The sequence below is a fragment of the Cyanobium sp. ATX 6F1 genome, assembly GCF_024346315.1.
Taxonomy (GTDB): Bacteria; Cyanobacteriota; Cyanobacteriia; order PCC-6307; family Cyanobiaceae; genus ATX-6F1.
The window spans coordinates 289,080-315,955 of sequence record NZ_JAGQCS010000003.1 but is presented as its reverse complement, the minus strand read 5'-3'; the positions used below and the strand labels follow the sequence as shown (position 1 = coordinate 315,955).

The 26,876-nt window shown below is 67.4% G+C and carries 29 protein-coding genes; 15 read left to right on the top strand and 14 right to left on the bottom strand.

Going from position 1 to position 26,876, the window contains the following annotated elements; all coding sequences use genetic code 11:
* The first annotated feature begins 33 nt into the window (after window positions 1-33).
* From rsmA to KBZ13_RS06705, 7 genes are all read left to right on the top strand, one after another.
* Window positions 34-888, top strand: a complete 855-nt coding sequence (gene rsmA, locus KBZ13_RS06735) for a 16S rRNA (adenine(1518)-N(6)/adenine(1519)-N(6))-dimethyltransferase RsmA (RefSeq protein WP_255007650.1) — start codon at window positions 34-36, stop codon at window positions 886-888.
* On the top strand, window positions 881-1,843 hold the full coding sequence (gene ispE, locus KBZ13_RS06730) for a 4-(cytidine 5'-diphospho)-2-C-methyl-D-erythritol kinase (protein ID WP_255007649.1): 963 nt from the start codon (window positions 881-883) through the stop codon (window positions 1,841-1,843). The genes rsmA and ispE overlap by 8 nt, the downstream gene beginning before the upstream one ends.
* Window positions 1,840-2,244, top strand: coding sequence for a DUF3082 domain-containing protein (locus KBZ13_RS06725; protein WP_315859605.1), 405 nt, complete (start codon window positions 1,840-1,842; stop codon window positions 2,242-2,244). The genes ispE and KBZ13_RS06725 overlap by 4 nt, the downstream gene beginning before the upstream one ends.
* Window positions 2,245-2,309: 65 nt before the next feature.
* The gene (locus tag KBZ13_RS06720) at window positions 2,310-3,293 is read left to right on the top strand and encodes a pyruvate dehydrogenase complex E1 component subunit beta (RefSeq protein WP_255007647.1); all 984 of its coding nucleotides are present in this window, start codon (window positions 2,310-2,312) and stop codon (window positions 3,291-3,293) included.
* A 1-nt stretch (window position 3,294) separates the two neighbouring features.
* Window positions 3,295-4,806 (top strand): protein translocase subunit SecD, encoded by a 1,512-nt coding sequence (gene secD / locus KBZ13_RS06715; protein ID WP_255007645.1) that lies wholly within the window; start codon window positions 3,295-3,297, stop codon window positions 4,804-4,806.
* Window positions 4,807-4,809: 3 nt separating this feature from the next.
* Complete coding sequence (gene secF, locus KBZ13_RS06710; RefSeq protein WP_255007644.1) at window positions 4,810-5,820, top strand: protein translocase subunit SecF; 1,011 nt, start codon at window positions 4,810-4,812, stop codon at window positions 5,818-5,820.
* Window positions 5,817-6,005, top strand: coding sequence for a hypothetical protein (locus KBZ13_RS06705; protein ID WP_255007642.1), 189 nt, complete (start codon window positions 5,817-5,819; stop codon window positions 6,003-6,005). Before secF ends, KBZ13_RS06705 begins: the two co-directional genes overlap by 4 nt.
* Here KBZ13_RS06705 and KBZ13_RS06700 read toward each other — a convergent pair.
* Genes KBZ13_RS06700 through mnmH form a run of 4 tightly spaced genes read right to left on the bottom strand, consistent with a single transcriptional unit; the run spans window position 5,996 to window position 9,583 of the window.
* Window positions 5,996-7,015 carry an AI-2E family transporter gene (locus KBZ13_RS06700; RefSeq protein WP_255007640.1) on the bottom strand — a complete coding sequence of 340 codons (1,020 nt, stop codon included), beginning with the start codon at window positions 7,013-7,015 and terminating at the stop codon, window positions 5,996-5,998. The genes KBZ13_RS06705 and KBZ13_RS06700 overlap by 10 nt on opposite strands.
* Window positions 7,012-8,088, bottom strand: coding sequence for an AI-2E family transporter (locus KBZ13_RS06695; RefSeq protein ID WP_255007638.1), 1,077 nt, complete (start codon window positions 8,086-8,088; stop codon window positions 7,012-7,014). The genes KBZ13_RS06700 and KBZ13_RS06695 overlap by 4 nt, the downstream gene beginning before the upstream one ends.
* 6 nt (window positions 8,089-8,094) lie before the next feature.
* Window positions 8,095-8,511, bottom strand: coding sequence for a photosystem II reaction center protein Psb28 (gene psb28 / locus KBZ13_RS06690; RefSeq protein WP_255007636.1), 417 nt, complete (start codon window positions 8,509-8,511; stop codon window positions 8,095-8,097).
* A gap of 16 nt (window positions 8,512-8,527) precedes the next feature.
* Window positions 8,528-9,583, bottom strand: coding sequence for a tRNA 2-selenouridine(34) synthase MnmH (gene mnmH, locus KBZ13_RS06685; protein WP_255007634.1), 1,056 nt, complete (start codon window positions 9,581-9,583; stop codon window positions 8,528-8,530).
* A gap of 88 nt (window positions 9,584-9,671) precedes the next feature.
* Between mnmH and KBZ13_RS06680 the strand changes: the two genes are divergently transcribed.
* Both KBZ13_RS06680 and KBZ13_RS06675 read left to right on the top strand, forming a co-directional pair.
* Window positions 9,672-10,394, top strand: coding sequence for a GUN4 domain-containing protein (locus KBZ13_RS06680; RefSeq protein WP_255007632.1), 723 nt, complete (start codon window positions 9,672-9,674; stop codon window positions 10,392-10,394).
* A gap of 25 nt (window positions 10,395-10,419) precedes the next feature.
* Window positions 10,420-10,872: an ATP-binding protein gene (locus KBZ13_RS06675; protein WP_255007631.1), complete on the top strand. Its 453-nt coding sequence runs from the start codon at window positions 10,420-10,422 to the stop codon at window positions 10,870-10,872.
* Here the strand turns inward: KBZ13_RS06675 and KBZ13_RS06670 are convergent.
* Window positions 10,826-11,146, bottom strand: a complete 321-nt coding sequence (locus KBZ13_RS06670) for a DUF6439 family protein (protein WP_255007629.1) — start codon at window positions 11,144-11,146, stop codon at window positions 10,826-10,828. The genes KBZ13_RS06675 and KBZ13_RS06670 overlap by 47 nt on opposite strands.
* A gap of 36 nt (window positions 11,147-11,182) precedes the next feature.
* On the opposite strand from KBZ13_RS06670, the gene KBZ13_RS06665 reads away from it, so the two are divergent.
* Window positions 11,183-11,455, top strand: a complete 273-nt coding sequence (locus KBZ13_RS06665; RefSeq protein WP_255007627.1) for a hypothetical protein — start codon at window positions 11,183-11,185, stop codon at window positions 11,453-11,455.
* Window positions 11,456-11,482: 27 nt separating this feature from the next.
* Here KBZ13_RS06665 and KBZ13_RS06660 read toward each other — a convergent pair whose 3' ends face one another.
* Window positions 11,483-12,544, bottom strand: a complete 1,062-nt coding sequence (locus tag KBZ13_RS06660; RefSeq protein ID WP_255007625.1) for a class I SAM-dependent methyltransferase — start codon at window positions 12,542-12,544, stop codon at window positions 11,483-11,485.
* A 298-nt stretch (window positions 12,545-12,842) separates the two neighbouring features.
* Window positions 12,843-14,264, bottom strand: a complete 1,422-nt coding sequence (gene glnA, locus KBZ13_RS06655) for a type I glutamate--ammonia ligase (RefSeq protein WP_255007623.1) — start codon at window positions 14,262-14,264, stop codon at window positions 12,843-12,845.
* Window positions 14,265-14,499: 235 nt separating this feature from the next.
* Between glnA and KBZ13_RS06650 the strand changes: the two genes are divergently transcribed.
* The gene (locus tag KBZ13_RS06650; protein ID WP_255007622.1) at window positions 14,500-15,018 is read left to right on the top strand and encodes an allophycocyanin subunit beta; all 519 of its coding nucleotides are present in this window, start codon (window positions 14,500-14,502) and stop codon (window positions 15,016-15,018) included.
* A 57-nt stretch (window positions 15,019-15,075) separates the two neighbouring features.
* Window positions 15,076-16,272, top strand: a complete 1,197-nt coding sequence (locus KBZ13_RS06645; protein ID WP_255007620.1) for a pyridoxal-phosphate-dependent aminotransferase family protein — start codon at window positions 15,076-15,078, stop codon at window positions 16,270-16,272.
* Here KBZ13_RS06645 and KBZ13_RS06640 read toward each other — a convergent pair.
* Window positions 16,232-16,750, bottom strand: coding sequence for a nucleoside deaminase (locus KBZ13_RS06640; protein WP_255007618.1), 519 nt, complete (start codon window positions 16,748-16,750; stop codon window positions 16,232-16,234). The two genes, KBZ13_RS06645 and KBZ13_RS06640, sit on opposite strands and share 41 nt — an antisense overlap.
* A gap of 71 nt (window positions 16,751-16,821) precedes the next feature.
* Here KBZ13_RS06640 and KBZ13_RS06635 point away from each other — a divergent pair, with 71 nt between their 5' ends.
* Window positions 16,822-18,243, top strand: coding sequence for a pyridoxal phosphate-dependent decarboxylase family protein (locus KBZ13_RS06635; RefSeq protein WP_255007617.1), 1,422 nt, complete (start codon window positions 16,822-16,824; stop codon window positions 18,241-18,243).
* Window positions 18,244-18,345: 102 nt separating this feature from the next.
* Here KBZ13_RS06635 and KBZ13_RS06630 read toward each other — a convergent pair whose 3' ends face one another.
* The 4 genes from KBZ13_RS06630 to KBZ13_RS06615 are packed head-to-tail and all read right to left on the bottom strand — an operon-like array spanning window position 18,346 to window position 23,219.
* Complete coding sequence (locus KBZ13_RS06630) at window positions 18,346-19,980, bottom strand: YcjF family protein (protein ID WP_255007615.1); 1,635 nt, start codon at window positions 19,978-19,980, stop codon at window positions 18,346-18,348.
* Window positions 19,977-22,187 (bottom strand): transglycosylase domain-containing protein, encoded by a 2,211-nt coding sequence (locus KBZ13_RS06625; protein ID WP_255007613.1) that lies wholly within the window; start codon window positions 22,185-22,187, stop codon window positions 19,977-19,979. Before KBZ13_RS06625 ends, KBZ13_RS06630 begins: the two co-directional genes overlap by 4 nt.
* Entirely contained in the window at window positions 22,168-22,644 is a 477-nt protein-coding gene (lspA, locus tag KBZ13_RS06620) for a signal peptidase II (protein ID WP_255007612.1), read from the bottom strand. Before lspA ends, KBZ13_RS06625 begins: the two co-directional genes overlap by 20 nt.
* Window positions 22,641-23,219 carry a biotin transporter BioY gene (locus KBZ13_RS06615; protein WP_255007610.1) on the bottom strand — a complete coding sequence of 193 codons (579 nt, stop codon included), beginning with the start codon at window positions 23,217-23,219 and terminating at the stop codon, window positions 22,641-22,643. Before KBZ13_RS06615 ends, lspA begins: the two co-directional genes overlap by 4 nt.
* 72 nt (window positions 23,220-23,291) lie before the next feature.
* Between KBZ13_RS06615 and KBZ13_RS06610 the strand changes: the two genes are divergently transcribed.
* Entirely contained in the window at window positions 23,292-23,552 is a 261-nt protein-coding gene (locus KBZ13_RS06610; protein ID WP_255007608.1) for an NAD(P)H dehydrogenase assembly family protein, read from the top strand.
* On the opposite strand, the gene KBZ13_RS06605 is transcribed toward KBZ13_RS06610, so the two are convergent.
* Together KBZ13_RS06605 and KBZ13_RS06600 are read right to left on the bottom strand one after the other, a co-directional pair.
* Complete coding sequence (locus KBZ13_RS06605; RefSeq protein WP_255007606.1) at window positions 23,542-24,813, bottom strand: M16 family metallopeptidase; 1,272 nt, start codon at window positions 24,811-24,813, stop codon at window positions 23,542-23,544. The genes KBZ13_RS06610 and KBZ13_RS06605 overlap by 11 nt on opposite strands.
* Window positions 24,810-26,114 carry a M16 family metallopeptidase gene (locus KBZ13_RS06600; RefSeq protein ID WP_255007605.1) on the bottom strand — a complete coding sequence of 435 codons (1,305 nt, stop codon included), beginning with the start codon at window positions 26,112-26,114 and terminating at the stop codon, window positions 24,810-24,812. The genes KBZ13_RS06605 and KBZ13_RS06600 overlap by 4 nt, the downstream gene beginning before the upstream one ends.
* Before the next feature lie 21 nt (window positions 26,115-26,135).
* Here KBZ13_RS06600 and KBZ13_RS06595 point away from each other — a divergent pair, with 21 nt between their 5' ends.
* On the top strand, window positions 26,136-26,861 hold the full coding sequence (locus KBZ13_RS06595) for a phycocyanobilin:ferredoxin oxidoreductase (RefSeq protein ID WP_255007603.1): 726 nt from the start codon (window positions 26,136-26,138) through the stop codon (window positions 26,859-26,861).
* Window positions 26,862-26,876: the final 15 nt, after the last annotated feature.

Sequence of the window (26,876 nt, the reverse complement as noted above, 5' to 3'; positions counted from 1 at the left end):
GGGGTCAATCTGGAGCCATGGGCATTGGTCTCGATGACCTTCGCGGACCACCGGGCACGCAAACGCTTCGGCCAGCACTGGTTGAAGGATGAGGCGGTGCTGGATCGGATCGTGACCGCCGCCGAGCTGGTGCCGGGCGACCGGGTGCTGGAGGTGGGTCCCGGTCGAGGCGCCCTGACCGCGCGGCTGCTGGCCTCGCCGGCGGCCGTGGTGCGGGCCGTTGAGCTGGACCGCGATCTGGTGGGAGGGCTGCGAGAGGCCTTCGGGGCGGATCCGCGCTTCGAACTCAGCGAGGGTGACGTGCTGGCCCTGCCCCTGCCGGAGGCCGACAAGGTGGTGGCGAACATCCCTTACAACATCACCGGCCCGCTCCTGGAACGGTTGGTGGGGCGGCTGGATCGGCCCGTGGAACGCCCCTACCGGCGGCTGGTGCTGCTGGTGCAGCAGGAGGTGGGCGAGCGCATCCGGGCCAGGGCCGGCAGCAGCAGCTTCAGTGCCCTGAGCGTGCGGATGCAGCTTCTGGCCCGCTGCAGCTCCGTCTGCCCGGTGCCGCCCCGCTGCTTTCAGCCGCCACCGAAGGTGATGTCGGAGGTGATTGCCCTGGAACCGCTGGCCCCCGAGCAAAGGCTGGAGCCGGAACTGGCCGCGCAGGTGGAGCAGCTGCTGCGGCGCTGCTTCGCCGCCCGGCGCAAGATGCTGCGCAACACCCTGGCCGGCCTGCTGCCGAACGATCGGCTGGAGACGGTCACCGCGGCGGCGGGCATCGACCTGCGCCAGCGGCCACAGGAATTGGCGCCGGAGCGCTGGGTGGCCCTGGCGGCCGGTTTGAATCAGGCCAGCCCCACCGCCCCCGCCGCCATCGCCGGCCCCACCGCATCCCATGGCTGACCTGAGCATCCTGGCTCCGGCCAAGATCAACCTGCACCTGGAGGTGCTGGGCCTGCGCCCCGATCACTTCCACGAGCTGGCGATGGTGATGCAGACCATCGACCTGGCCGACACCCTGGAGCTCTCCCGCCGCGGAGACAGCCAGATTCGGCTGCACTGCGACCGGGGCGATCTGCCCACCGACGGCAGCAACCTGATCGTGAAGGCGGCCGAAGCCCTGCGCCGGCACTGCGGACGAACAGACCTGGGGGCCGACCTGAAGCTCAGCAAACGCATTCCGATCGGTGCCGGTCTGGCGGGGGGCTCCAGTGATGGGGCCGCCGCCCTGCGGGGCCTGGCTCAGCTCTGGAACCTGAACCTGAACCCCGCGGAGTTGCAGGCCTTGGCGGCCGAGCTGGGCTCGGATGTGCCCTTCTGCCTGGATGGCGGCAGCCAGTTCTGCTTCGGGCGCGGCGAGTGGCTCGAACCGATGGCGCTGGAAACGCCCCCAGCCCTGGGGGTGCTGTTGATCAAGGACCCGTCCGCCAGCGTCTCCACCCCCTGGGCCTACGGCCGCTGCAGGGAGCTGCGCGGGGATTTCTATTTGGAGAAGGAGGCGGATTTCGAGCAGCGCCGGTCGATGTTGCGAACGGGGCCCCTCCAGGCTGCCCTGCGCGGTGAGCGCCCATGGCCGCCCCTGCGCAACGACCTGCAATCGGTGGTGGAGCCCGAGCAGGCCAGCGTGCGGGATGGGCTGGCCCTGCTGCGGCGGGCCGAGGGGTCGATCGCGGTGGCGATGAGCGGATCGGGTCCCAGCCTGTTTGCCCTCTTCCCCAGCCTGGAGGCGGCCGAGCTGGCGCGCGAATCACTGGGCGAGGCCCTGGAGCAGGGAGGCTTCGAGTCCTGGTGTTGTGGGTTCACCGGGGCGAAAGGCGACGCGTTCTCGGCCGGAAGCTCAGCCACAATCGTTCCATGATTTCGGACTTCCCAGACGACAACCCCAACGACGACGCGGCCCGGGCGTTGAGCCCCTTGGCCCCTGGCGGCGCCACGAATCAGGGCCACTCCGTCGACTCCGCAGAGGCCCGCCCCCGGAAGGGGCCGCTGAGCTTTCTCTCCGGTTCACTCACCAGCCTTGGGCTGGCCTGGGTCAGCCTGGGCATCAGCCGGCGCGTGCTGGACTACTACGCCGAGCATCCGCCTGCCTACAAGGCTCCGATCGCCCAGAGCATCGGCACCGCCGTCAAGACGATGGTGGTGGGCACCAGCTTCCTGGCCACCTTCAGCTTCGCCTTTGTGGGCCTCGGGCTGTTTCTGGTCTTCCTGCGCAGCTTGCGGCCCGCCGCCGCCACGGGGTCCGGCGGCGAAGCCGACTGAGATAAGTTGGCGGCACCTCTGGCCTGGCCAGAACAGCCCCGGCCCTGGCCGGACGATTCTTCACCGTGGCCGAGACCCTGCTCTTCAACGCCCTGCGGGACGCCATCGACGAGGAAATGGCCCGCGACCCCTACGTCTGCGTCTTCGGCGAAGACGTGGGCCAGTACGGCGGCTCCTACAAAGTCACGAAAGACCTCTATGAGAAGTACGGCGAACTGCGGGTGCTGGACACCCCGATCGCTGAGAACAGTTTCACCGGCATGGCCGTCGGTGCCGCAATGACCGGCCTGCGCCCGATCGTGGAGGGCATGAACATGGGTTTCCTGCTGCTGGCCTTCAACCAGATCTCCAACAACATGGGGATGCTGCGCTACACCAGCGGCGGCAACTACACCATTCCCACTGTGGTGCGCGGTCCCGGCGGCGTGGGCCGCCAACTCGGTGCCGAGCACAGCCAGCGCCTGGAGGCCTACTTCCACGCCGTGCCCGGCATCAAGATCGTGGCCGTCAGCACCCCCACCAACGCCAAGGGCCTGATGAAGGCGGCGATTCGCGACAACAACCCGGTGCTGTTCTTCGAGCATGTGCTGCTCTACAACCTCAGCGAGGAACTACCCGAGGGCGACTACGTCTGTGCCCTCGACCAGGCCGATCTGGTGCGGGAAGGCAAGGACGTGACGATCCTCACCTACTCGCGCATGCGTCACCACTGCCTGAAGGCCGTCGAGCAGCTGGAGGCCGAAGGCATCGATGTGGAGCTGATCGACCTGATCAGCCTCAAGCCCTTCGACATGGAGACGATCAGTAAGTCGATCCGCAAGACCCACAAGGTGATCGTCGTTGAGGAGTGCATGAAGACCGGTGGCATCGGCGCCGAGCTGATCGCCCTGATCACCGAGCACTGCTTCGACGACCTCGATGCCCGCCCGATTCGCCTCTCCAGCCAGGACATCCCCACCCCCTACAACGGCAACCTGGAAAACCTGACGATCATTCAGCCCCATCAGATCGTCGAGACCGCGCGCCAGCTCAAGGCAGGGCGGATCTGAGATGGCACGACAACAGGGATGGCTGGCCCTGATCCTGGCCCTGGCCATCAGCGCCGGAGCCCTGCTGGCCGCCTACCCGCTTCAACTCGGTCTTGATCTGCGGGGTGGCAGCCAGCTCACCCTCGAGGTGATGCCGGCCGGTGCGATCACCAAGGTCACCGCTGAGCAACGCGATGCCGTCAAGGAGGTGCTGGAGCGCCGGATCAATGGCCTCGGGGTGGCCGAATCCACCCTGCAGACCGTGGGCGACAACCAGCTGGTGCTGCAGCTCCCCGGCGAGCAGGACCCCAGCCGGGCTGCCAAGGTGCTCGGCACCACGGCCCTGCTCGAGTTTCGGGCCCAGAAACCCGGCACCGAGCAGGAGATGCAGGGGTTGCTGAAGCTCAAGCGGCAGGTCCAGGCGGTGCTGGCCCTGGTCAAGGGCCGCAGGAGCGAAACCAAATCTGATCCGAATGGTGCACCGGCCCCGCCGCCCACCACCCGGCTCTCGGCCGATGAACGGGCGAAGGCCCTCAGCGGACTGGGCTTGAAGCTTCCCGAGGGCAGCAGCGAAGCCGACCAGCTCGAAGCGCTGCTGACGGAGGTCAACCGGCGGATCATCGGCCTCTACGAGCCCCCTCTGCTCACCGGCAAGGATCTGGTCACCGCCGGCCGCCAGCAGCAGCAGACGGGTCAGGGCTGGGATGTGACCCTCTCCTTCAACCAGGAGGGGGGGCGCAAGTTCGCTGAACTGACCAAATCGATCGCCGGCAAGGGCCGGCTGCTGGGGATCGTGCTCGACGGCCGCTCGATCAGCGAAGCCAGCGTCGGTCAGGAATTCGCCGTGGCGGGCATCAGCGGCGGCTCCGCCAGCATCACCGGCAACTTCACCGCCGAGGAGGCCCGGGATCTCGAGGTGCAGCTGCGGGGGGGCTCCCTGCCGCTGCCCGTGAAGATCATCGAGGTGCGCACCGTGGGCCCGTCGCTGGGGGCCGAGAACATCCGCTCCAGCCTGCTGGCCGGCCTTTCGGGCCTGGCCCTGGTGGCGGTGTTCATGGTGGTGGTCTATCGCCTCCCAGGTGGCGTCGCCGTCATCGCCCTGAGCCTCTATGCCCTGTTCAACCTGGCGATCTACGCCCTGATTCCCGTCACCCTCTCGCTGCCCGGCATCGCCGGGTTCATCCTCAGCGTCGGCATGGCGGTGGATGCCAACGTGCTGATCTTCGAGCGGGTGAAGGAGGAACTGCGGGCGGGCAACACCTTGATCCGCTCGATCGACACGGGCTTCTCCCTGGCCTTTTCCTCGATCCTCGATGGCCACGTCACCACGCTGATCAGCTGCGTGGCCCTGTTCGCCCTCGGCACCGGCCTGGTCAAGGGCTTTGCCGTCACCCTCGGCATCGGCGTGTTGCTCAGCCTGTTCACCGCCCTCAGTTGCACGCGCACCCTGCTGCGGCTGCTGATGAGCTATCCGGCCCTGCGCCGCCTGCCCTACTTCATCCCCGCCCGTCAGCTCCCTGGAGGAGCGGCCTGATCCATGGTTCTTCCCACCTCGACCCGACTCCCCTCCACCCCGATCCACCCCCGCTTCCGCATCAACCGCCACCGGGTGTTGTGCTGGTGGATCTCCGGCCTGGCCTGCATGCTGAGCGTGGTCGGCATGGGGCTCTGCTGGATCAATCCATCGATTGGCGCACCCCTCAAGCCCGGCCTTGATTTCACCGGCGGTACCCAGATCCAGCTGGAGCGGCGCTGCGGTTCCGACTGCGGCAGTCTTCAGGCGAGCCAGCTGCGCTCCGCCCTCGAAGCGATCAAGTTGCCCGGCGGGGAGAAGGGAGACATCCCCAACCTGAGTGGGGCTTCGGTGCAGCTGCTCGACAAGGGGCAGACGGTCCTGCTGCGGCTCAGCGCCCTTTCGCCCGATCAGACCAACGCCGTGATCGAGGGGCTCAAGCCAAGTCTTGGACCCTTGTCCAGCAAGGGAACCCAGGTGGACACCATCGGCCCCACCCTTGGCTCGCAGCTGCTCGGCAGCAGCATCACCTCGCTGCTGGTGAGCTTTCTGTTCATCGCCCTCTACATCACCTTCCGCTACGACCGTATCTACGCCTTCCTGGCCATGCTCTGTCTGGCCCACGACGTCCTGATCACCTGCGGTCTGTTCGCCTGGCTGGGCCTGATCGGCGGCATTGAAGTTGACACGTTGTTCGCGGTGTCCCTGCTCACGGTGGCGGGTTATTCGGTCACCGACACGGTGGTGGTGTTCGATCGCATCAGAGAAAAACAGGCCGCCCTCGGGGATCTCCCCGTCACCGATCAGGTGGATGACGCCGTGGATGCCACCTTGACCCGTTCGCTCTACACCTCACTGACCACCTCTCTTCCCCTGTTGGGGCTGATCTTCTTCGGTGGCAGCACCCTGTTCTGGTTCGCCCTGGCCCTGGCGGTGGGCATCGGTGTGGGCAGCTGGTCCAGCATCGCTGTGGCACCAACCCTGTTGCCGCTGATCTGGTCAGCACCGAAGCCCAGGCCTGTGGCGGCCCCTTGAGTTTGAAAGGTTTCCGGCTCGTCCCCCTGCTGCTGTTGATCCTGGCCCTGGCGGATCTGCGCAGTGAAGCCGTGCTGCTGCTGCAGCACTTCACCTGGTCATCGATGTCCTTTGCCCTGTTCAGTCACCCCCTGGCGGTGGCCGTGCTGGTGGCGATGCCTTCGCTGTTGCGTCGCTACCGATAGGGCTTTGCGCCGGTCCAGGGATCCATGATTTCTTCCACCAGCACCTGCTGGGCCACCACCTGGAGCACCACCACAAGGGGCAGGGCGAGCAACACGCCGGGGAGTCCCAGCAGGGCCCCAAGGCACAACTGCGACATCAGGGCCACGGTGGGCAGCAGATTCACCGTGCGGCTCAGCAGGATCGGTGTGAGCAGGAAGGCCTCGCCGTTCTGGATCAGCAGGCGCAGCACCAACACCTGCAGCAGCTTGGCAGGGGAGATCAGCAGGGCCACGGCCAGGGGCAGCAAGGTGGCAAAGGTGGGTCCGATGGTGGGCACGAAGGTGAGCAAGCCGCAGACAAGGCCGCTCAACAACGCCAGGGGCACTCCCAGGGCCGCCAACCCGGCCCAGGTGAGCAGGAAGACGGTGATCGCTGAGATCGTCATGCCCGCCAACCAGCCCCCCAGCGCCTGGCGGGCATCGTGGAGCAGATGCCCCATGCGCTCGCGGTAGAAGCTCGGGGTCACCGCGATCAGCATCCGCTGGTGACTGCGGGGATCGAGGGCCAGCAGCAGCGACAGCAGCGCCATTAGCAGCAATTGAATCGTGCTGTTGGCGGCTCCGCCGGCGAGGCCCAGCAGCTGGGCGCCGATGGGTTGGAGGCGATCGAAGGTGGAAAAGGAGTTGAGTTGACTCTCGATGCTCCTGAGTCCGGCGGACTTGCCCACCAGCTCGGAGAGTCGATTGAGCAGCTCCGGCACCAGGCTGGTGAATTCATTGATCTGTTGCAGCAGCTCCGGCAGCAGCAGGGTGGTGATCTGGTAGCCCACCACCACGATCACCGTGACCACGATCGCCAGGGCCGTTGGGCGGTTAAGGGGGAACAGGCGCCGCAGCAGGCTCAAGGGCACATCGAGGGCCACCGCCAGCACCACGGCCCCGAAGAACACCAGCAGCACCCAGCGCAGTTCCCAAAGCAGCAGGCCGACCACCACAACGGCCAGCAGCCCCAGCAACTTGCGCGAACTCATGGGCCCAGCCGTTGCCGCTTCCAGGGATCCAGCAGATCACGGATCACTGCTTCGCGCACGATCACCTGCAGACAGACCGCCATCGGCAGCGCCAGCAACAGGCCCAGGGGGCCGAACAGCACCGTGAACAGAAATTGGGCGCTGAGGGTGAGGCCCGGCAGCAGTTTCAGCTGGGCCTGCATCACCGACGGGGTGATCAAGTAGCTCTCCAGATGCTGCACCACCACGTAGAGCACCAGCACGGCCAGGGCTTTCCAGGGCGAATCCAGCACCGCCACAGCCATCGGGAACACCGTGCTCATGGTGGGCCCCACGTTGGGAATGATGTTGAGCAGCCCGGCCAGCAGGGCATTGGCCACCACCAACTTCACCCCGAGCAGCATCAGGCCGATTCCGGAGAGCAGGGCCACCAGGCAGGAGCTGATCAGCACCCCCACCATCCAACTGCTCAGGGCCGTGCCACAGAGCTCGAGCACCTGCCGGCCCCTGCGCCGGTAGAAGGAGGGCAGCAGCAGGATCGCCACCTCCCGGTAGGCCAGCGGCTGCACGGTGATCATCAAGCTGACGGCCACCACGAACAACAGCCTCACCAGACCGCTGCCGAGGTTGCCCGCCGCCAGACCCAGCAGCCTCAGAACTCCGGTGCCCAGGCCTGAGGCCAGGGCGGCGCCCCCATCACCATTGATGGGCAAGCTTTGTTGCAGCCAGCTCCAGCCGCCGTCGCTGCGGCCGTAGATCATCTGGCTGCCCTGGGCCAGCCAGCCCCGCAGCATCCCAAGCAGGGCCTGGCCCGCTGCGGGCAACTGGCCCAGAAGTTGCGTGAACTGGGCCATGAACGGTGGCAGGACCACCGTGGCCAGGACCAGCGCCAACACCAACAGCAGCAAGAGGCTCAGCGCCAGGGCCAGGGGTCGGCCGATCTGGAGCCGTCTCTGGATCGAACCCACCAACGTGCAGAACGCCATCGCCAGCACCAGGGCCGCGAACAGCAGGACCAGCACATCGCGCAGGCTCCAGAGGAGCGTCCCAGCGGCGATGGTGGCCGTCAGAGCCAGCCAGTCGGCGAACTTCAAACCAGTTCAGCCTTCGACTGGATCGGCATCGGCTTCAGGAACGAGATCGGAATCCGGGGTATCGGAAACCGTGGCATCGGCCGCCGGGGCGTTGGCGGCGTAGCCGAGGCCATGGGTGTCGGCGTAGCTCTCGGCAAAGCGCATGAATCGCTCGAAATCCGCCGTGGACTTCCAGGTGTAGGTGGCTTCGATGGCACTGGCCTTGCCGTTCACGAAACGTGCCTTCACATCTCGTGTCACCAGTTCCCCTTCGCCATCGATCAGGAACATGCCGGTGATGTCACCGATGGCATCAGGCTCCAGGGCCTGGGGCTCTTCGAACACGAACAGGGCCTGGCCGGTGCGGCCATCCCTTGAGCGGGTCAGACGGATGTCGGGCACGACCGGTTCATCGACACCACGGAAAAACTGAATGACAGCCATGGCCCGCGCCCACAAATCACGATCCTAGGCAGCGGTCCTCTACCAGTCCCTCCCGCAGCAGCCGTTCGGCGCAAGCGTCGGCATCGGCGCTGCCCAGATCCAGCCGCCGGGGTCCGCCAGCGGCCAGGCCCTCGGACCGGGACAGCTCACGGTCATAGCAACGGTCGTAATAGTCGAGCATCTGCAGGCAGGCGCCGGTCCAGTCCTGGACGCTCAGGGCCTCGAGGGCGGCGGCCGTGCGCTGGGGCCCCAGGCGCTTGGCGATCCGCAGGGTCGCCTGCTCCAGCCCCGCCTGCTCCTGCTGGCCGTAGTCGGCCACGAGCCGCTGCAGGCGGTTTTTCAGAGGGCGCTCGATCGCCAGCACCGGTGCCTGGCCCATCTGGCGCCAGAGGGCTCCCGGGATGCGGCAACGCCCCACCTGGGCGGATTCGGCCTCCAGCCAGATTTCGCTGGCGCCCCGTTGGCTGTGGAGCTCGGTGGCGAGAAGATTCTCGAAGTGCTCGCTGCTTGGTTGGGGCGGCCTGCCCAGACCACCGAAGCTGCTGCCCCGGTGCTGGGCCAGCCCCTCGAGATCCACCACCGCCACCCCACGCCCGGCCAGGGCGAGCAGCAGTTCGGTCTTGCCGCTGCCGGTGCGCCCCCCGAGCACGCGCAGGGGCCAGCTCTGCTCGAAGCGCTCCAGCACCCAGCGCCGGAAGGCTTTGTAGCCCCCCTCCAGGAGCACCACGGGGAGATCGAGGCTGCCGGCAAGCCACCCCACGCTGGCCGAGCGCATCCCCCCGCGCCAGCACAGGAGCCTCAAGGCGCCGGCATTGGCGCCAGCGCCCTGGGCCAGCAGCCCATCACCGAGCTGCGCCAATCTCGGGCCCACCAGACGCAGGCCCTGGCGCACGGCCTCCTGGCGACCAAGAGCTTTGTAGGTGGTCCCGACCTCAGCCCGCTCCGCATCGCTGAACAGCGGCAGGTTGATGGAGCCGATCAGATGTCCCTGCTCGAATTCCGCCGGACTGCGCACGTCAATCAAGGGTCCGGCTTGGTTGAGAAAGGCCTCCACAGGCAGGCGGTTGACCATCGGGAAGCAGCGCTTCGGACCCAGGCCTGGCCTGGGTTGGCCTGACATAGTGGGCCATGCTGGCGCACCGAGACGCCGGCCCGTCACCATGCTCTCCGGCCCCCCCGTCTCCTCAGCCCTGAGCGCCGAGCAGCTCTTGGATCAGTTTTTGGCTGCTTCGCTGCGCCAGCGTCGCGGCCTGCTGAACCCGCTGATCAGCCGCCGTCAGGAGTGGCGTCCGATGCTGGTGGAGCGGTTGAAGCGCTGTGACCCCGATGGCGATGACTGGGGGCCTGGCGCCCTGATCCAGCTGTTGCTCGAAGATCGCGACGACCTCAGCGAGGCTTTTCTTTCGAGCCATCCAGGCGGTTGGCTGCGGGCCCCCAGCGGGCAGGGCATCGACCACGGGCCGCTGCAGCAAGAGCTCATGGAGCAGAACTTCGAGGCCGCCGACCGTCTCACCAGCGAGGTGCTGCGCCGTCTGGCCGGTTCCGAAGCGGTGCGACGCGGCTACGTGTACTACAGCGAGGTGGAGCCGATCAGCGGCACCGATCTGGTGAGCCTCGATCGTCTCTGGACCGTCTATTCACGGGCTCGCTTCGGATTTTCGGTGCAGGCCCGGCTGCTGCGCGCCCTGGATGGCCGCTGGGAGCGGCTCTGGCCCCGCCTCGGCTGGAAACAGGACGGCGTGTGGACCCGCTACCCCTCCGCTTTCACCTGGACGCTGGAGGCCCCCGAGGGCCACATGCCCTTGATCAATCAGTTACGTGGTGTGCGACTGATGGATGCCCTGCTGGCCCATCCCGCCCTGCGGGAGCGCGCCGAGGGTTAGGGTCAAAGAGGATCGATCAGGCGGAATGGCATTGCGCTGGGCCGACTTCATCACCCCGTCGACCCTGCGGTTGGCCCCCCTAGTGGAGCTGCTGCTGGAGCCGATCACCATGACAGGCGAGCTGGAGCGCCTTCAGCTTGGGCTGCAGGAGGCCCTGGTCAACGCCGTTCGCCATGGCAACGGCTGCGATCCGGGCAAATGCCTGCGCATCCGCCGCATCGTCAGCCCGCGCTGGTACGTCTGGCAGATCCAGGACGAAGGTTGCGGGGTGCCGGCCGATGCCCGCTCGATCGGACTCCCAGAACGGATGGATGCGGCCGGCGGGCGCGGCTTCTTTCTGATTCAGCACTGTTTCGATGACGTGCGCTGGAGTCGGCGGGGCAACCGTCTGCAGGTGGCGGCCCGGCGTTCGCCGTCGATGGCCACCCGGCTCATCGACCGTGCTGCGGGCAGCCGGGATCCTTCCGTTCCCGTCTGAGCCAGCCCAGGGAATGCTCCGCCAGTTCGATGGCGTTGCGGCGTGCCTGCTCCCGGTTGTCGCCGCCGCCGCGCCCGGCGCTCAGTAACTGCACAAGGGCGGCGGCCAGTTGCTCGGCGCCCCGACGGTCCGCCTGGCTTTTGAGGGCATGCCAGTCCCGCTCCTGAATCGTCAACAGACGGTGGAGCTGAATCGCCGCCTCCGCGCTCCCCTCCGGCCAGCCGTGGCTGTTCACCACGGTCACGCCCATCGGCTGGTCGATCGATTCGGACACTGGACGATGGGGGCAGCCTCGGTCCATCCTGGCTCCATGGCCCGCCCTTCGCGCACCCCCTATCCCACTGGCCGCTGGTTGCATGCGCTCAGCGTGCTGCTGGGTCAGGTGAGCCGCGCCGATCGGCTCAGCACAGGCGAGAACGGCTCCAGCAGCAGGCGCCTGCGCCAGCGCCTGTCCACCGCCCAACGGTTGTTGGATCCCCTGCCAGCGGCCCTGCGCGCGAGTGATTGGAGCGAGAACGTGCTCTGGACGGCCCTGCGCTGGGGTGGCGGCGGGCTGTTGCTGGCCTTCTTCCTGCACCGCTGAGGGCCGTGGAGAAGAGCCCTATTGGCTTCAGGCGGCTGCCTTGCGGGCACTCCAGACCCTGGTCATGAAATGACTTTCGCCGGCCACCCCTTCGAAACCGCTGTCGCGCAGGTGCGCCTCGATGTCGTCGGCGATGTAGTCGCGGTAGTAGGGCTCGTGGAACATCCGCCGGAAGTTCTCCATCACGGGCATGAACTGGGGTGAATCGGCGATCTGCACAGAGTCGGCCAGCACCAGTACTCCGCCGGGCTCCAGCACCCTGAAGCACTCCTGGAGCACGTTCCGTCGCGCCTCCCTGGGGAGCTCATGGAAGAGGAACACACAGGTCACCGCCTGCATGGTTCCGTCGGCGAAGGGCATCGCCTCGGCATTGGCCTGCACCAGCTGGGGAAGTTCGCGGCTTTGCTGGCTCAGCCAGCGGTTCGCCTGGCGCAGGTAGGAGGCCGAGAGATCGAGGCCCACCAGCTGGGCCTCAGGCAGTGCCCCGCGGATCTGCCGCAAGGTGCGGCCGGTGCCGGTGGCCACGTCCAGAACCCGCAGCTGCCTGCTGGAGCGTTCGGCGAAGGTCCGCAGTCCGCGCACCAGGGGCTGAAGCACCCGCCGACGCATCGCATCGGCGCTGCCGTTGAACAGCAGCTCCACCTGCAGGTCGTAGAGGGCGGCGGAGTGATCGCTCAGGTAACCGTCGGTCTGGTGATGAAAGTTCTGCAGGTAGTAGCCCGGATAGTCCTCAGGACGCACATCGGCGGGCAGATCCCTCACCTTGCGCTGGCTGCGCCGGTTCCAGATCAGTGGCATGTCAAGCCACACCAGCGGGTAACGGGTGGCCCAGTCAAGCCAGGGGGCGTCGAACAGCAGGGAGGCCGGGTAGAGCCCCTGCTCCGCCTCTTCCCAGTCGAGCGCCAGGAGCCGCTCCATCGAAACGCGCAGGGATTGCAGTGCCTCGCTCGGAACCGGAACGGTCTGGGGCACGTTGGCCGGATCGAGCACTCCCATCAAACGAGTGCTCAGCTCCTTATGGGCCAATCCCATCAGGCTCTTGCCCTGCTGCAGGGTCTGGTAAGCCAGCTTGGTGACCAGATCCGGCATGGGAGTTCCCGCGTTGGCACCCATTTCAACCGATCGGGGCCACCGGCGTGGACCTGCAGCCCCTGGGGAGGGGCACCGGTTCGCGGTGAAGATTGACGACCGAGGCCAGAGATCAGTAGTAACAGCTACAAAATTGATCCAGACGGAACGGGTCCCCATGGGCAGCAGTGGTTGGCGGCCAGGCTTGATCCAGGCCGATACCGATGGGCCCGCCTTTGTGGTGGACAGGGAGCATCTGATCTGGGCAAGCCTGCATCAGCGTGACCGCCGCTAAAGCCATGGGGCGTCAGCTCAGCGCTCAGGCGTCGTAGTAGAGGCTGAACTCGTGGGGGTGGGGCCGCTGGCGCAGTTGCTGCACCTCCTCATACTTGAGGGCGATCCAGTTGCTGATGAAGTCCTCGCTGAACACTCCACCGGCCAACAGGTAGTCCTTGTCCGCATCAAGGGCTTCAAGGGCGCCGCCTAGGGAAGCGGGAACCGTGGAGATCCTGGCCAGCTCATCGGCGGAAAGCTCGAACAGATCCACATCGGTGCCAGGGCCGGGATCGATCTGATTCTTGATGCCATCGAGCCCCGCCAGAAGCATGGCGCTGAAGGCCAGATAGGGGTTCGCCAGGGCATCGCCGGAGCGGAATTCCAGGCGCTTGGCCCTTGGGCTGGGCCCGGTCAGCGGAATGCGGATGGCGGCGGAGCGGTTGCCCTGGGAATAGACCAGATTGACCGGCGCTTCAAAGCCCGGTACCAGCCGCTTGTAGCTGTTGGTGGTGGGGTTGGTGAAGGCCAGGAAGCTGGGGGCGTGCTTGAGCAGGCCGCCGATGTACCAGCGGGCGGTCTGGGAGAGGTTGGCATAGGTGCCCTCACCGAAGAACAACGGCTGACCTCCCTTCCAGAGGCTCTGGTGCACATGCATGCCGCTGCCGTTGTCGGCGAACACGGGCTTGGGCATGAACGTGGCGCTCTTGCCATATTTTCGCGCCACGTTTCGAACAACGTATTTGTAAATGAGAACGTTGTCCGCCGCGCTGAGCAGCTCGGCGAACCTGATCCCCAGCTCCTGTTGCCCTGCGGCGGCAACTTCGTGGTGGTGCTTCTCGATCGGCACGCCCAGCTGAGCGAGGGTGAGCAGCATCTCGCTGCGGATGTCCTGGAAGATGTCGTTGGGGGCGACGGGGAAGTAGCCCTCCTTGAAGTTGTTCTTGTAGGCCAGGTTCCCGCCCTCTTCCAGGCGCCCCCTGTTCCAGGGCGCCTCGATCGAATCGACGCTGTAGAAGCACCCCCCCTCGCTGGAGTTGAAACGGACGTCGTCGAATAGGAAAAACTCCGGTTCCGGGCCGAAGAAGGCGGTGTCGGCAAGGCCGCTGCTGCGCAGGTGCTCAAGCGCCTTCTGGGCCAGGGAACGGGGACAGCGTCCATAGGGCTGGCCACTGCGGGGTTCCTTGATCGAGCAGATCAGGCTGAGGGTCTTGTGGCGATAGAAGGGATCAATCCAGGCGGTGGCGGGATCAGGCACCATCGCCATGTCCGATTCGTTGATCGACTTCCAGCCGCGGATTGACGAGCCGTCGAAGGCCACGCCCTCGCTGAAGGACTCCGCCGCGATTAGATCGGCATGGACGGTGAGGTGCTGCCACTTGCCGTGCAGATCGGCGAACTTCAGATCGATCAGTTCGATCTCCTCCTCCTTGATCTGGCGGAGAACGTCCTGGGCTGACTGGGCCATGGAAGGGAGGAATCGCGCAAGGGTCGGCGTCCCGGTGGGGAAGCGGCCGGAACGTAGGCAGAGCCAGGGGCTCCCTTGGTGTCGGTTGCCACTGTTTCTTTCGCCATGGAGGGGGCCGGCGACCGTTTCCGGCTTGCGTAACCGTTTCTGTCAGATTCGCCAGATCGAGCCTGGTGACAGGGTTTTGCACGATTGCGGGTGCTAGTTTCCGGCCAGGTGCGTCGATCTGAGCGACATGCGTGATGCCATCACGGGCCTGATCGGCCGCTACGACCAGCTGGGGCGCTACTTCGATCGCGACGCCCTTGAGCGGGCCTCCAGTTACTTCGCAGAAGCGGAGCTACGCCTGGCCGCCGCCGAGCTGATCAACCGTGAGGCCGGTGAAATCGTGCGCGAGGCCAGCCAACGGCTGTTCGCCCAGGACCCTGAATTGCTGCTTCCCGGAGGCAACGCCTACACAACCCGCCGCTGGGCGGCCTGTCTGCGCGACCTCGACTACTTCCTGCGCTACGCCAGCTACGCCCTGGTGGCCGACGACCCCCAGATCCTCGATGAGCGCGTGCTCAACGGTCTCGATGACACTTACAAGAGTCTGGGGGTGCCCACCGGCCCGACCGTGCGCGGCCTGACCCTGCTGGGAGATGTGGTGATCGAACTGTTGGCGGAGGCCGGCTTCCCCCCGTCGGCCCTGGTGCGGGTTCCCTTCGATCACATGGCCAAGGGTCTGGCGGCGACGAACGTCCGCGCCCGCTGAGGCGATCGCGTCGCTGATTAGGCTTCGACCCAACTTGTTTCTTCTTCGGTTCAGGACTTGGCCCTCCCCTCCTCTTCCGCCCCCGTGAGCGATCGTCACAGGCAGCGACTGGCCCCCATCGCCACGCCGGACCGTCTGCTGCTGGGACCAGGCCCCTCCAACGCCCATCCCACCGTGCTGGCGGCCCTCTCGCGCCACCCGATCGGGCACCTCGATCCTCTCTACATCGAGCTGATGGGTGAGGTGCAGGAACTACTGCGCTACGCCTGGCAGACCGACAACCGGCTGACGATTCCGATGAGCGGCACCGGCAGCGCCGCCATGGAGGCGACCCTCGCCAACATGGTGGAGCCGGGCGACAAGGTGCTGGTCGCCGTCATGGGCTACTTCGGCCTGCGCCTGGTGGACATGGCTGAGCGCTACCGGGCCGAGGTGCACACGATCGAGCGCCCCTGGGGTGAAGCCTTCAGCCTCGCTGAAATCGAAGCGGCCCTCGAGCAACACAAGCCCGCGATCCTGGCGCTGGTTCACGCTGAAACATCCACCGGCGTGCTGCAGCCCATGGAGGGCATCGGTGAGCTTTGCCGCCGACACGGCACCCTGCTGATTCTCGATACGGTCACCTCCCTGGGGGCGGTGCCCATTCACCTGGATGCGTGGGGTGTGGACCTGGCCTACAGCTGCAGCCAGAAGGGGCTCAGCTGCCCGCCCGGTCTGGGCCCTTTCACCATGGGTCCCCGGGCCGAGGCCAAGCTCAGCGCCCGCAGCGGCAAGGTGCCCAACTGGTATCTGGATGTCTCCCTGCTGAATCAATATTGGGGCAGCAACCGGGTGTACCACCACACCGCCCCGGTGAACATGAATTTCGGCATGCGCGAGGCCCTGCGTCTGCTGGCCGATGAGGGCATCGAGAACGCCTGGGCCCGCCACCGCCGCAACGCCGAGCGCCTCTGGGCGGGTCTGGAGCGTCTGGGTCTTGAGCTGCATGTTCCCGAACCGCTTCGCCTGCCCACCCTCACCACCGTCTGCATCCCTGAAGGCGTCGATGGAAAGGCTTTCAGCCTGCACCTGCTGAACAAGCACGGCATCGAAGTGGGTGGCGGTCTGGGCGCCCTGGCCGGCAAGGTCTGGCGCATCGGTCTGATGGGCTACAACAGCACGCCTGACAACGTCGATCGGCTGCTTGATCTGCTTGAGAAGGAACTGCCGGCCTTCAGGGCTGCGTCTCCCTCCGTTGCCGCCGTCGCCGCCTGAACCAGTCCTCGAGCAGCTGGCTGTTCGCCGCGGCGTCCACCTCCGGCACCACCTCCATGTGGTGATGGGCGCTGGAGTCGGTGGAGAGATCCAGGCAGCTGCCCAGGGCCCCGCGTTTGGCATCACGGGCACCGAAGACCACCCGGCCCATGCGCGCCTGCACCAGGGCCCCGGCGCACATCGGGCAGGGCTCCAGCGTCACCAGCAGGGTGCAGTCGTTGAAACGCCAGTCACCCCGCAGCCTTGCGGCCCGCTGCAGGGCCACCAGTTCAGCGTGGCCAAGGGGATCAGCCTGGCTCTCACGGCGGTTGCTGCCCCAGGCCAGGGCGAGGCCACGGCCATCGAGGATCACCGCCGCCACCGGGATTTCCCCGCGCTCACCAATGCGAGCCGCCAGTCGCGTCAGCCGGGCCATCCAGAGCCACTGCAGCGGTTCATCCATGGGGCATGGCTTGAACTCGAACGCTGCGGGGGCCATCCGCATCAGGCGGGTTCTGGCCCCAGGTTGACAGCCTGCAGGGGAGAATGATCCAACCTCCCTGCTCGACCTTGGCCGTCACGCCCCAGCTGGAGCCGAACGGCGACCCGCTTCCCTTTGCCGACCCGGCCCAACGGGATCCGGCCCTGGAAGCCTTCCTTGCCCAGGCTTCCGCTCTGCTCTGTCGCTGGTTGGCCACGGCGAATCAGCGGCCTCCTCTGCCGGCCCTCAGTGTGATGCCGGTGGTGGAACCGGAGGCCCAGGGCCTTGGCTGCGACCGGCTGCTGGGCGATCTGCAGCTGGTGATGGAGGGGGCCTATAACGCCAACCATCCCGGCGCCATCGCTCACCTTGATCCGCCGCCCCTGGGCGCCTCGGTGGTGGCGGAGCTGATCTGTGCCGGGCTGAACAACAACCTGCTGGCCGAAGAGCTCTCCCCCAGCCTCACGCACCTGGAGCGCAATCTGTGTTCCTGGCTGGCCCGCCGCCTGGGCCTCGGTGAGAGCAGCGGCGGCGTGCTGGCCAGTGGCGGCAGCCTCAGCAATCTCACCGCCCTGGTGACGGCGCGGCACAGCCGCGGTCTGGCCCACGACCCCCGGGCGGTGGTGCTGACCAGCGCCGACGCCCACGTGTCGTTCCAGAAGGCGATCACGGTGATGGGTCTGCCTCCCGAGGCTCTGATCAGCGTTCCAACGGATCGGTTGGGGCGCCTCGATCTCGAGCGCGTCGGCGAGCGGCTGGCGGAATTGAGGCGCTTGGGTCGTCCGGTGATCGCCCTGGTGGCCACGGCCGGCACCACCGTGCGTGGGGCGGTGGATCCGCTCGCTGAGCTGGCCGCGCTCTGCCACTCGGCTGGGATCTGGCTGCATGTGGATGGAGCGATCGGCGCGGTCTGCGCCCTGAGCGAGCGCCACCGCCATCGGGTCGATGGCCTGGGGAGGGCCGATTCGATCACGGTCAATCCCCAGAAGCTGCTCGGGATCACCAAAACATCTTCGGCGCTGCTGCTGCGGCAGCCGGATCAGCTGCTATCGGCCTTCGGCACCGGTTTGCCCTACATGGAACCCAGCTGGGGCGAGGCCCACGGCGGTGAATGCGGCCTGCAGGGCACCCGCTCGGGGGAAGTTCTCAAGCTCTGGCTTGGACTGCGTCAGTTGGGCCTGTCGGGAATCGAGGCGGTGATCGACGGTGCGATCGAACGCCGGCGCCTGTTGGAGCGCAGGCTCCAACCCCTGGAGCTGGAGCTGTTGGGTGGCCCCTTGCATCTGCTGGCCTTCACGCCCATCGGTATCGACCGCGATCAGGCGGAGCGTTGGTCCCTGCGCACCCGTCAGCGGTTGCTGGAGGATCAGCTGATGCTCTCGCGTCCCCTCTACCGCGGCCGCCACCACCTCAAGGCCGTGCTGGGCAACCCCCACACCCAGGAGCTGCACCTCAACAGCGTGGCGAAGGTTGTGGCGGCCTCCCTGATCGATCCAGAGCTGAAGCGATGAACAGCAATGGCCCCAAGGCTGCCGACGCCAGGCGTGGCCGCTGGTTGGCGATCATCACCGGCGCCCTTTCGATCCTGATCGGTGTGCTTTATCTGGTGCTGATCACGGTGCTCGATGCCCGCGGTCCCCTGCTTCCCCCTCCTCCTGAGGCCCTGGGCGGGATGGCCCTGGGCGAGGCGCTCCCCCCGGACGGGGTGGTAACTGCGGATCCTTCCCCCGCTGCAGCGGCTCCACCACCCGGTTGAAGGCGGCCTCGAGAAAACGCTTCAGGACCGAATCACGGCGGTTGAGGTCGTATTGCCGCTGCACCACCTCCTGCAGGCCACCGTCACCCCAGTCCTGGTCCTGCTCGAAGTAGGTGATGAAGCTCAATCCGGCAATGCGCGTGAGCCAGGCGGCCCCTACCGCCTGAAGCGCTTTACTGGCAATCAGGGCCGGCAGGTTGAGGCTGAGGGCGGTGGCGATCAACCCGAGGCCGCCCTTGATCACCCCGAGGCTGGCCAGGGTCCGGCCCACGGACACGGCCAGATCCTGGGCGGTCTGGCGCGAGAGAGTCACCCCATAGACGCGACCGATCTCCACCACCATCTGGGCATTGACCGCCGCGGCGCCGAGCAGGTCGACCACCGGCAGGGGTGTCACCACCAAAACTCCGGCACCGATCCACATGTAGCGATCGACGATGGTCTCGGCATCGCTGCGGCGCTGGCGCGTCAACAGTTCCCTGCTGGCATCGGAGAGGCGCCTGCTCTGCAGAAGGATGTTGTCGGCGATCAGTTCTTCGCCGTCCTGGTGCAGCACGGTGGCCAGCCGGCGCACCAGCGCCTCCAACTCCGGTTGCGGTTGGTGGGGCCGGCCGCCGGGCATCGGCACCGACTGCGGCGCCGCGCTGGCGGGCACCACATCGTCGGGGGCGATGCGCCCCTGGGTGCGGCTGCGCAGCAGCTCCAGCAACCGGCGCTCCTCGGCTTCGCCGCGTAGATCGCACTTGTTGAGCACGAGCAACAGGCGTTTGCCCAGGCTGGCGAGGGCGGTGAACACCTCCATCTCCGCCGCCCGCAGGTCCCCGTCGACCACCAGCACGAGCAGATCCGCCAGGGCGGCCTGACGCCGGGCCACCGTTTCACGCTGACGGCCTTCACCGCCGGCTTCGAGCACCCCAGGGGTGTCGATCAGTTGCAGCCCCCGCTCGAGCTGGCGCAGCCGCAGCCGGTAGGTGGTGCAGCCCTCGGTGGAGCCCATGGCGGCCCCCACCTGGCCCACCACCTCATCGAGCAAAGCTCGGATTAACGAAGTTTTGCCGGTGGAGCCTGTGCCGAACACCACCAGCACCAGATCGCCCCGTTGCAGGTCGGCTTCGATGCGCTGCCGCTCCTGGCGCAGGGCCTCCCGTTGAACGTCATCACGCACCCGATCGAGCACCTGATCGATCGCCGCGAGGTTGCGGCGGGCCGCCTCCTGGCGCGAGGAGGGAGGCGGCTCCAGTGCTTTGGGATCGGCCTTGCCCTTTGACTCACGGCCGAAGTCCGTGATCCAGGGCCAGGCCAGACGCCCCAGCAGCAGGGCGCCGCCGCCCACCAGCAGCAGCAACACCGGCCCCACCAGCCAACTGGGCAACAGGTAGCTGAGTTGCCAGAGCAGGTTGTTGAACACCTGCACCACGATTCCGACCACCACCAGCACCACCAGGGCCAGGGCCAGCAGCCACCAGAGCCGGGCGGGGGGTGTCCGCTTCAAGGGCCGGCTGTGGGGGCGAGGCTGCCACTGCCGGCGCCCCGCACGATGCTGCTCCACAGGCCCGCCGCCAGGGCGCTGCTGCTGGAGGTGGGGGTGTTGTCGTCATTACCGAGCCAGATGCCGATCACCCAGTGCCGGCGGGGCTCATAGCCCACGAACAGCAGGTCGCGGGCCTCGTTGGTGGTGCCTGTCTTGCCGCCCTCCTGGCCGCCCAGGTAAGCGGCGGTGCCGGTGCCGCCGCGCACCACCGCCCGCAGCAACCCCTGCATCTGCCGTGCCGTTTCCGCTTTGATGACGCGGCGGCCTGGATTGACCGCTCGCTTGCTGGTCCGACGGGCGGCGCGGCAGCGGGCGCTCTCGAGGCCTCCGCAGGTTTCGGCATCGGTGAGCCGGCGGATCGTGGTGGGGGCATGCCAGATGCCGTCATTGGCCACGGCCCCATAGGCCGCTGTGAGTTCGATCAAGCGCACCTCACTCTGTCCGAGGGCCAGACCGGGCACCGGCGTGAGTGGGCTGGTGATGCCCAGATCCTGGGCCTTGCGCACCACGGCATCCAGCCCGACACGGCGGGCCAGGCGCAGGGCGGCGGTGTTGCTGCTCATCGCGAACGCCTGGGTGAGGCTCACCCGACCGCCGCAGTGACTGGCAAAGGTCTGGCCGCCCCACTCCAGGGGCGCGCAGCTGATGGCGTCGGTGGGCCCCATGCCCCGCTCCAGGGCCGCCAGATACGTCATCAGCTTGAAGGTGCTGCCCGGCTGCCTGAGGGCCATGCTGGCGCGATTGAACTGGCTGTAGCGGTAATCCCGGCCACCGGCGATGGCGAGCACACCACCGTTGCGGGAATCCAGCACCACCACCGCCCCCTGGCTGACCCTCAGGGGAGCGCTGGCCTGGAGCTCCTGGCGCAGCTGACGTTCCACGACGGTCTGGAGGACAGGATCCAGATAGGTCTCGATCAGAAAATTGCCCTCGGCGGCCACGTCGGCCCCCAGCAGGTTCTGCAGATCCTGGTGCACCTGGTCGGTGTAGAAGGGGGCAGGCCGGAGGCCGGTACCTCCCCGGCAGGCCTGGGGACCCAGCTGAATCGGCTGCCGCCGGCTGCGCCGTCCCTGGTCAGCGCTGATCTTGCCGGTGTCGGACATCTTGTTGAGGACCCCGTTGCGGGCCGCCAGGGCCGCTTGGGGATTGGAGCAGGGATCGTTGCCATTGGGGGAGGGCAGCAAACCCACCAGCAGGGCCGCCTCCTCCAGTTGCAGCTGGGAGGCCGGCCGGCCGAAGTAGGCCCGGGCGGCGTCTTCAAAGCCCCAACCGACCCCCAGGTAGACGCGGTTGAGATAGCTGAGCAGCAGGTCGTGCTTGCTGAATCGGGCCTCCAGCTGCAGGGCCACCAGAAGCTCCCGCCACTTGCGCTCCAGGGTTTCCCCCTGGCCCACCTGGTCGGGGTAAAGGCTGCGGGCCAGCTGCTGGGTGAGGGTGCTGCCCCCCTCCAGCACCCGCCCCCCGAGCAGGTTGGCCACCAGGGCGCGGGCGGTGCCGATCGGATCGACCCCGGGATGCCACCAGAAACGGCTGTCCTCACTGGCCAGCAGCGCAGTCACCAGCACGGGCGGGTAACCCGACAGGGAGGACTGTTCCCGGTGTTGGCTGGAGTCGGCGGAGGTGAGCGGCTTGTTGCTGCGGTCGTAGAGCGCCAGGGGCCCCCGCACCGTGGCCAGGCTGCCGCGCACGGGCATCTGCAGCAGTGAAAGCCCCAGCAGGGCGAGTCCCGCCGTCGCCAGGCCGCCAAGCCCCAGGCTCAGAATGCGGGCCAGCTGCGGCAGACGCGGGCTGGGCCGCCGGCGAAAGGCAATCTCCGGCAACCCGGGCTCCTGGCTGGGGCCGAAACGCACCACATCCCCGTCGCTGAGCAGCAGTTGCTGGATGCGCCGCCCCTGCCACCAGAGGCCATTGGTGGAGGCGTTGTCGAGCAGCAGCCAATGGCGGCCCTGCTGCTCCAGGTAAGCGTGCTGTTTGCTCACGGCCGGGTGGTCGATGACCACCTCCAGGTCGGGGTCGCGGCCGATGCGGTAGAGGCCACCGTGGAGCGGCAGGCGGCGGCTGCCCTGGCCAGGGAGAAACAGCTCCAGCAGCGCTGTGCCCGGACGGTTGGCGGCGGCCAATCGCTGACCGAGGCGGCCACTCACGGAGTCAACCCTGGTGGGTGCCATGGGGTCTCAGCAGGTCGAGCAGCAGGAACAGCACGGCAAGGTTGATCGCCACATCGGCCACATTGAAGATCGGGAACTGGACCGGCACCAGTTCAATGAAATCGACCACGGTTCCGAGGCGCCAGCGGTCGAGGCCATTGCCGATCGCTCCCCCCAGCAGCACCGCCACCCCCAATCCCTGCCAGAACCGTAGGGGGCCGCTGCGCAGCAGCCAGATCACCAACCCCAGGGCCACTAGCAGGCTGACGACCCCCAGCAGCGGCGTGGCCGCCGTGAACAGGCTGAAGGCGGCACCGGTGTTGAACACCAACCGCCGCTGCAGCAGGCCGGGCAGCAGCGGCAGGGCCTCGCCGGGGTTCATGTGCTGGAGGGCAAGGGCCTTGGTGAATTGGTCGAGGCCAACCACCACCGCAGCCAACACCAGCACCCGCACCTGGTGGCCTCGAAGCACTCTCATCGGCGCTCGAGCAGCAGCAGCCGCCTCAGGGGCAGGGACAGCACGGCGACGGCACAGCAGAGCAGCAGTTGAGGGATCAAGGGGCCCAGGCTGTAGCTCAAAAGCAACTGGGGCAGACCCACGGCCCAGCGGCCCGCCAGGCTGCCCAGCAACAGGTTCACCGTTCCGCAGAGTTGCAGCACAGCCAGCCCGATCGCGGCCGCCCCCGCCAGGGCCAGGGGATCATCCATTCCCTCTTGACGGGCCAGGCGACCGGTCACCCAGGCCGCCGGCAGAAACCCCGCCAGGTAGCCGAAACCAGGGTCGAGCAGGTAGGCGGTTCCGCCACCGCCATGGAACACGGGCAATTGGAACAGACCCAGGGAGAGGTAGGCGACGGCCGCCAGCATCGCTCCGCGGGGGCCACACACCAGGGCTGTCAGCAGCAGCGCCGGCACCTGCAGGGTGATCGGCAAGGGGATCAAGGCGACGCCACCGCCATGGCCCGGGGCGGGCACGGCCGCCTGGATCAGGCCGCCGATCACGATCAACAGCAGGCCGGCGACGGCTCCGCTCCAGGTGGCTAGGGCCCGCAAACGATCCCAGGACGGCAGCACCCATCCTGCAGTAAGTAGGTTCGGCTGAACAGACGGTGCAACCAGTCCCCCATGGCTGATTCCCCTGGCGAGACGGTGACCTTCACGGTGGGCGACCAGGTGCAGTTGGTGGTGGTGCCGGCGTACCTCAAAAGCGCCGATCCGATGCCGATGCTGCGGCCCGCCGATCTGATCGATCGCGAGGAGGTGGGCGAGGTGGTGGGTGTGCGAGCCAAGGGACTGCTGGCGGTGCGTTTTCGTCGGGGTGCCTTTCTGCTGGAGACGGCTCAACTGGTGGCGGTCCCATCACCCTCGGCGCCCGCTACGAACTGAGGGGGTGCCGCCGCCAGCTGGCAGCGGCGGCTTCCAGAGCCTTGGCCGGCCCGCAGAGACTGAGGGCCGGTGCCCCCAGCCAGCGTTGGGCGGCAGCGAGCAGATCGGCGGGGGTGAGCTCGCGGCTTTGGACCAGCGCGCCATCGGCGTAGTCCCAGTCGAGGCCGTGGGAGAGCAGCAGGGCGTGGCGATCGGCGATCTGGCTGCAGGTCTGGCGGCCCAGGGCCTCCTGGCCGCGGAACTTGGCCTGGGCGAGGGTCAACTCTTCCAGGCTCAAGGGCACCTCCAGCAGGCGCTGCCATTCATCCAGGAGCCGGGTGGTGGCCTCTTCCGCTCGCTCGGCGGAGCTGGAGAGGTGGAACACGAAGGGGGCGGCCCCGCGTCGGGCGGGGGCATGGACCCCCACGTCGTAGGCCAGGCCGTGCCGCTCCCGCAGGGCGACAAACAACCGACTGGACATGCCCACTCCCAGGTGACAGTGGAGCAGGCGCAGGGCCAAGGCGTCGGCGGAACCCAGGGGCACCGTGGTGGTCCCCAGCATCAGCACCAGTTGTTCGGTCTCATCGGCCAGCAGGGCCAGCCGCTCCCCCGCTTCACCCCCAGGTCCATCGACCCGCCCGGGCGCAAAGCTGCTCCAGGGCTCTCCGGTTTCCAGGGGCTCGAGCAGAGCTCGCACCGGCTCGCTCGGCTGGCCGCAGATCACCAGCACCGCTCCCTCACGGCCCAGATCCGGCAGCCGTTGCCTCAGCTGCTCCACCCCCAGCTCCTCCAGTTCGCCCTCGATGCCGAGGGGGTCATGGCCGTAGGGGCCTGTGCCGTAGAGCTGCAGGCGCAACTGATCATGGGCAAGTTGAAAGGGGTCCTCCCGCTGCCGCTGCAGGGCCTGCAGGTTCAGCCCCCTCTCCAGTTCCACCTGGTCGGGCCGCAACCAGGGCCGCTGCACCATGGTCAACAACAGGGGCAGCAGGGCGGCGCTGTCGGCGCTGGCGCACTTGAGGCTGATCAGCAGACCATCCTCATTGGCTTCACAACGGAGGCCGGCGCCGCGGCTTTCCACCAGTTCGGCCAGATCTTCGGCACTGAGGGGCCCGCAGCCGCGGGTCAGCAGCCCGGCCAGCAGTTGGGTGAGCCCCCGGCCGCCGGCGGGATCGCCGCTGCTGCCGCCCCGGATCAGCAACTTCGCCGAGACGATCGCGGGTCCCGCTCGGTGTTGCACCCAGACCGGACACCCCCCGGGCAGCTCGAAATATTCGACGCTCATGCGGGCAGGGCCACCAGGGTGAAGGCCCGATCGGGATTCAGCAGGGGCACCAGTTCGCTGTGCAGGCGCTCCAGCGTCCACCGCTCAAGGCTCTCCAGCGGATGCTCCAGCTCCAGGGGACGTCCCCAGAGCGCGTGGCTGCCGATCAGCCCCGCCACCGAGCCGCTCGATTCCAGGGAGAAGCGGTAGCCGTTGGCCACCAGTCGCTGGGCGCGCAGGAATTCGGCGGGCTCAGGGGGCTGCTCCATCAACTCCCGCCACGCCTTGTGAATTTCCAGTTCCACCGCCTCCACCTGCTCGCTCTCGCAGACCGCCTCCAGCAGGGCGAGGCTGCCGGCCTCCAGCACGTTGAGGTCAAGATCGATGCTCTCCACCAGCCGCAGCTCCTCCCGCAACCGGGCCACCAAGCGGCTGCGGCGGCCTTCGGCCAGCAAGGTGGTGAGCAGATCGCCGCCGATCACCGCCTCGTGATCCCGGGCGGGGGGCAGCTGCCAGGCCATCAACAGGCGGGCCGCCTCCAGGCGCGGCACCTCCAGGTGGCACCTGCCGACCGCGAGAGTCAGATCATCGGGAATCGGCTCGGCCGCAGCGCGGCTCAGCCTGGCAAGAGAGCCGGCCGCCAGGCGCTCGCCCAGGCCCAGACCGATCAGGGGTCCGGCCAGGGCCAGGCAGCAGCGATCAGCCCGATAGTTACGGCTGTGGAAGGCGGCCATCGCCTCCGGCTGGTGGTCCTCCAGGGCGGCGCGTTCGCCGAGGATCGCGCGCCCGTAGGCATGGCCTGGGCAGGCCTGGCTGAGCAGGGTCTGGAACACCACCTCATCGGGCTGGTCCTCGCTCTGGCTGAGCTCTTCGAGCACCACCTGGCGCTCCATCGCGAAATCGTCGCCATCGAGCCGTGGTTCAAGCACCAGCTCGAGCAGCAGATCCAGGGCTTCGGCCGCTCCTTCGGGCGTGATCAGCACGTGATAGTGCACATCATCGAAGCCGGTGGCGGCGTTGCTGCTCCCCCCCAGCGATTCCACCTGACGGTCAAAGTCCCCTGGGCCGAGGCTGCGGCTGCCCTTGAACACCATGTGCTCAAGGAAATGGGCCAGCCCTGATTCCCCGGGCCGTTCCAGACGGCTACCCGCCTTGGACCAGAAATCAAGGCAGACCACGGGAGCATCCGCCATCTCCAATTCCACCACCTGCACGCCGTTGGCCAGGTGAGTGATCGAAGGTTGAAGCGCAGCGACCGGAACCGCCGGCGCGGGGGAGGCAGGCAGGGGCAATGGGCCGTAGGAGCGTGGCAGGATCACCATTCTGCTGGCCTTCCCCCCACGGTGACGCCGACTTCGAGCATCCATCCGCTTGTCGATGCCCTGGCCGAGCGCATTCGCAGCTATTGGGAGGGACTGCCTGATCTGGCCCCCCTGGCGATCGATCCGGCCCTGGAGGCGATCAGTGGCAGCCTCGATGGCGAGCGCCTGTTCATCCGCAATGAGCTGCGCCAGTGCCGGGGCCTGCGCAAGCTGCACCTGGAAACCGCCCGCCTGGGCGGCGGACTGCAGATCCTCCACTGCGTGTTTTTTCCCGATCCGCGCTTTGATCTGCCCGTCTTCGGTGCCGACATCGTGGCCGGCCCAGCCGGAGTCTCCGCTGCCATTGCGGATCTCTCACCCCTCGATGGCGGCCTCCCCAGCGCCATCGAGACAGCCCTGGCGGCCATGCCCATCCGCCCCTACAGGCAGCCCCGGGAGCTGCCCACCTGGGGAACGATCTTCTCCCCCTACGTGCGCTTCGTGCGGCCGAGCAATGGCGAGGAGGAACAGTGGTTCATCGACGATGTGATGCTGCTACTGGAGGTGCTGGCCGCCGCGACCCGCAGGGCTGAGCCTCAGGCCCTGGATGATCCAGGTACCGTTTCAAGACATAGCGCTCAACTGGACTATTGTCAGCAACAGAAACGCAACGACAAGACCCGGCGGGTGCTCGAGAAGGCGTTCAACCCCCAGTGGGCGAACCGCTACATCGAAGACCTCCTGTTCGACGATCCGGCGCCCCTCTGAGCGATCTGCGCCCGC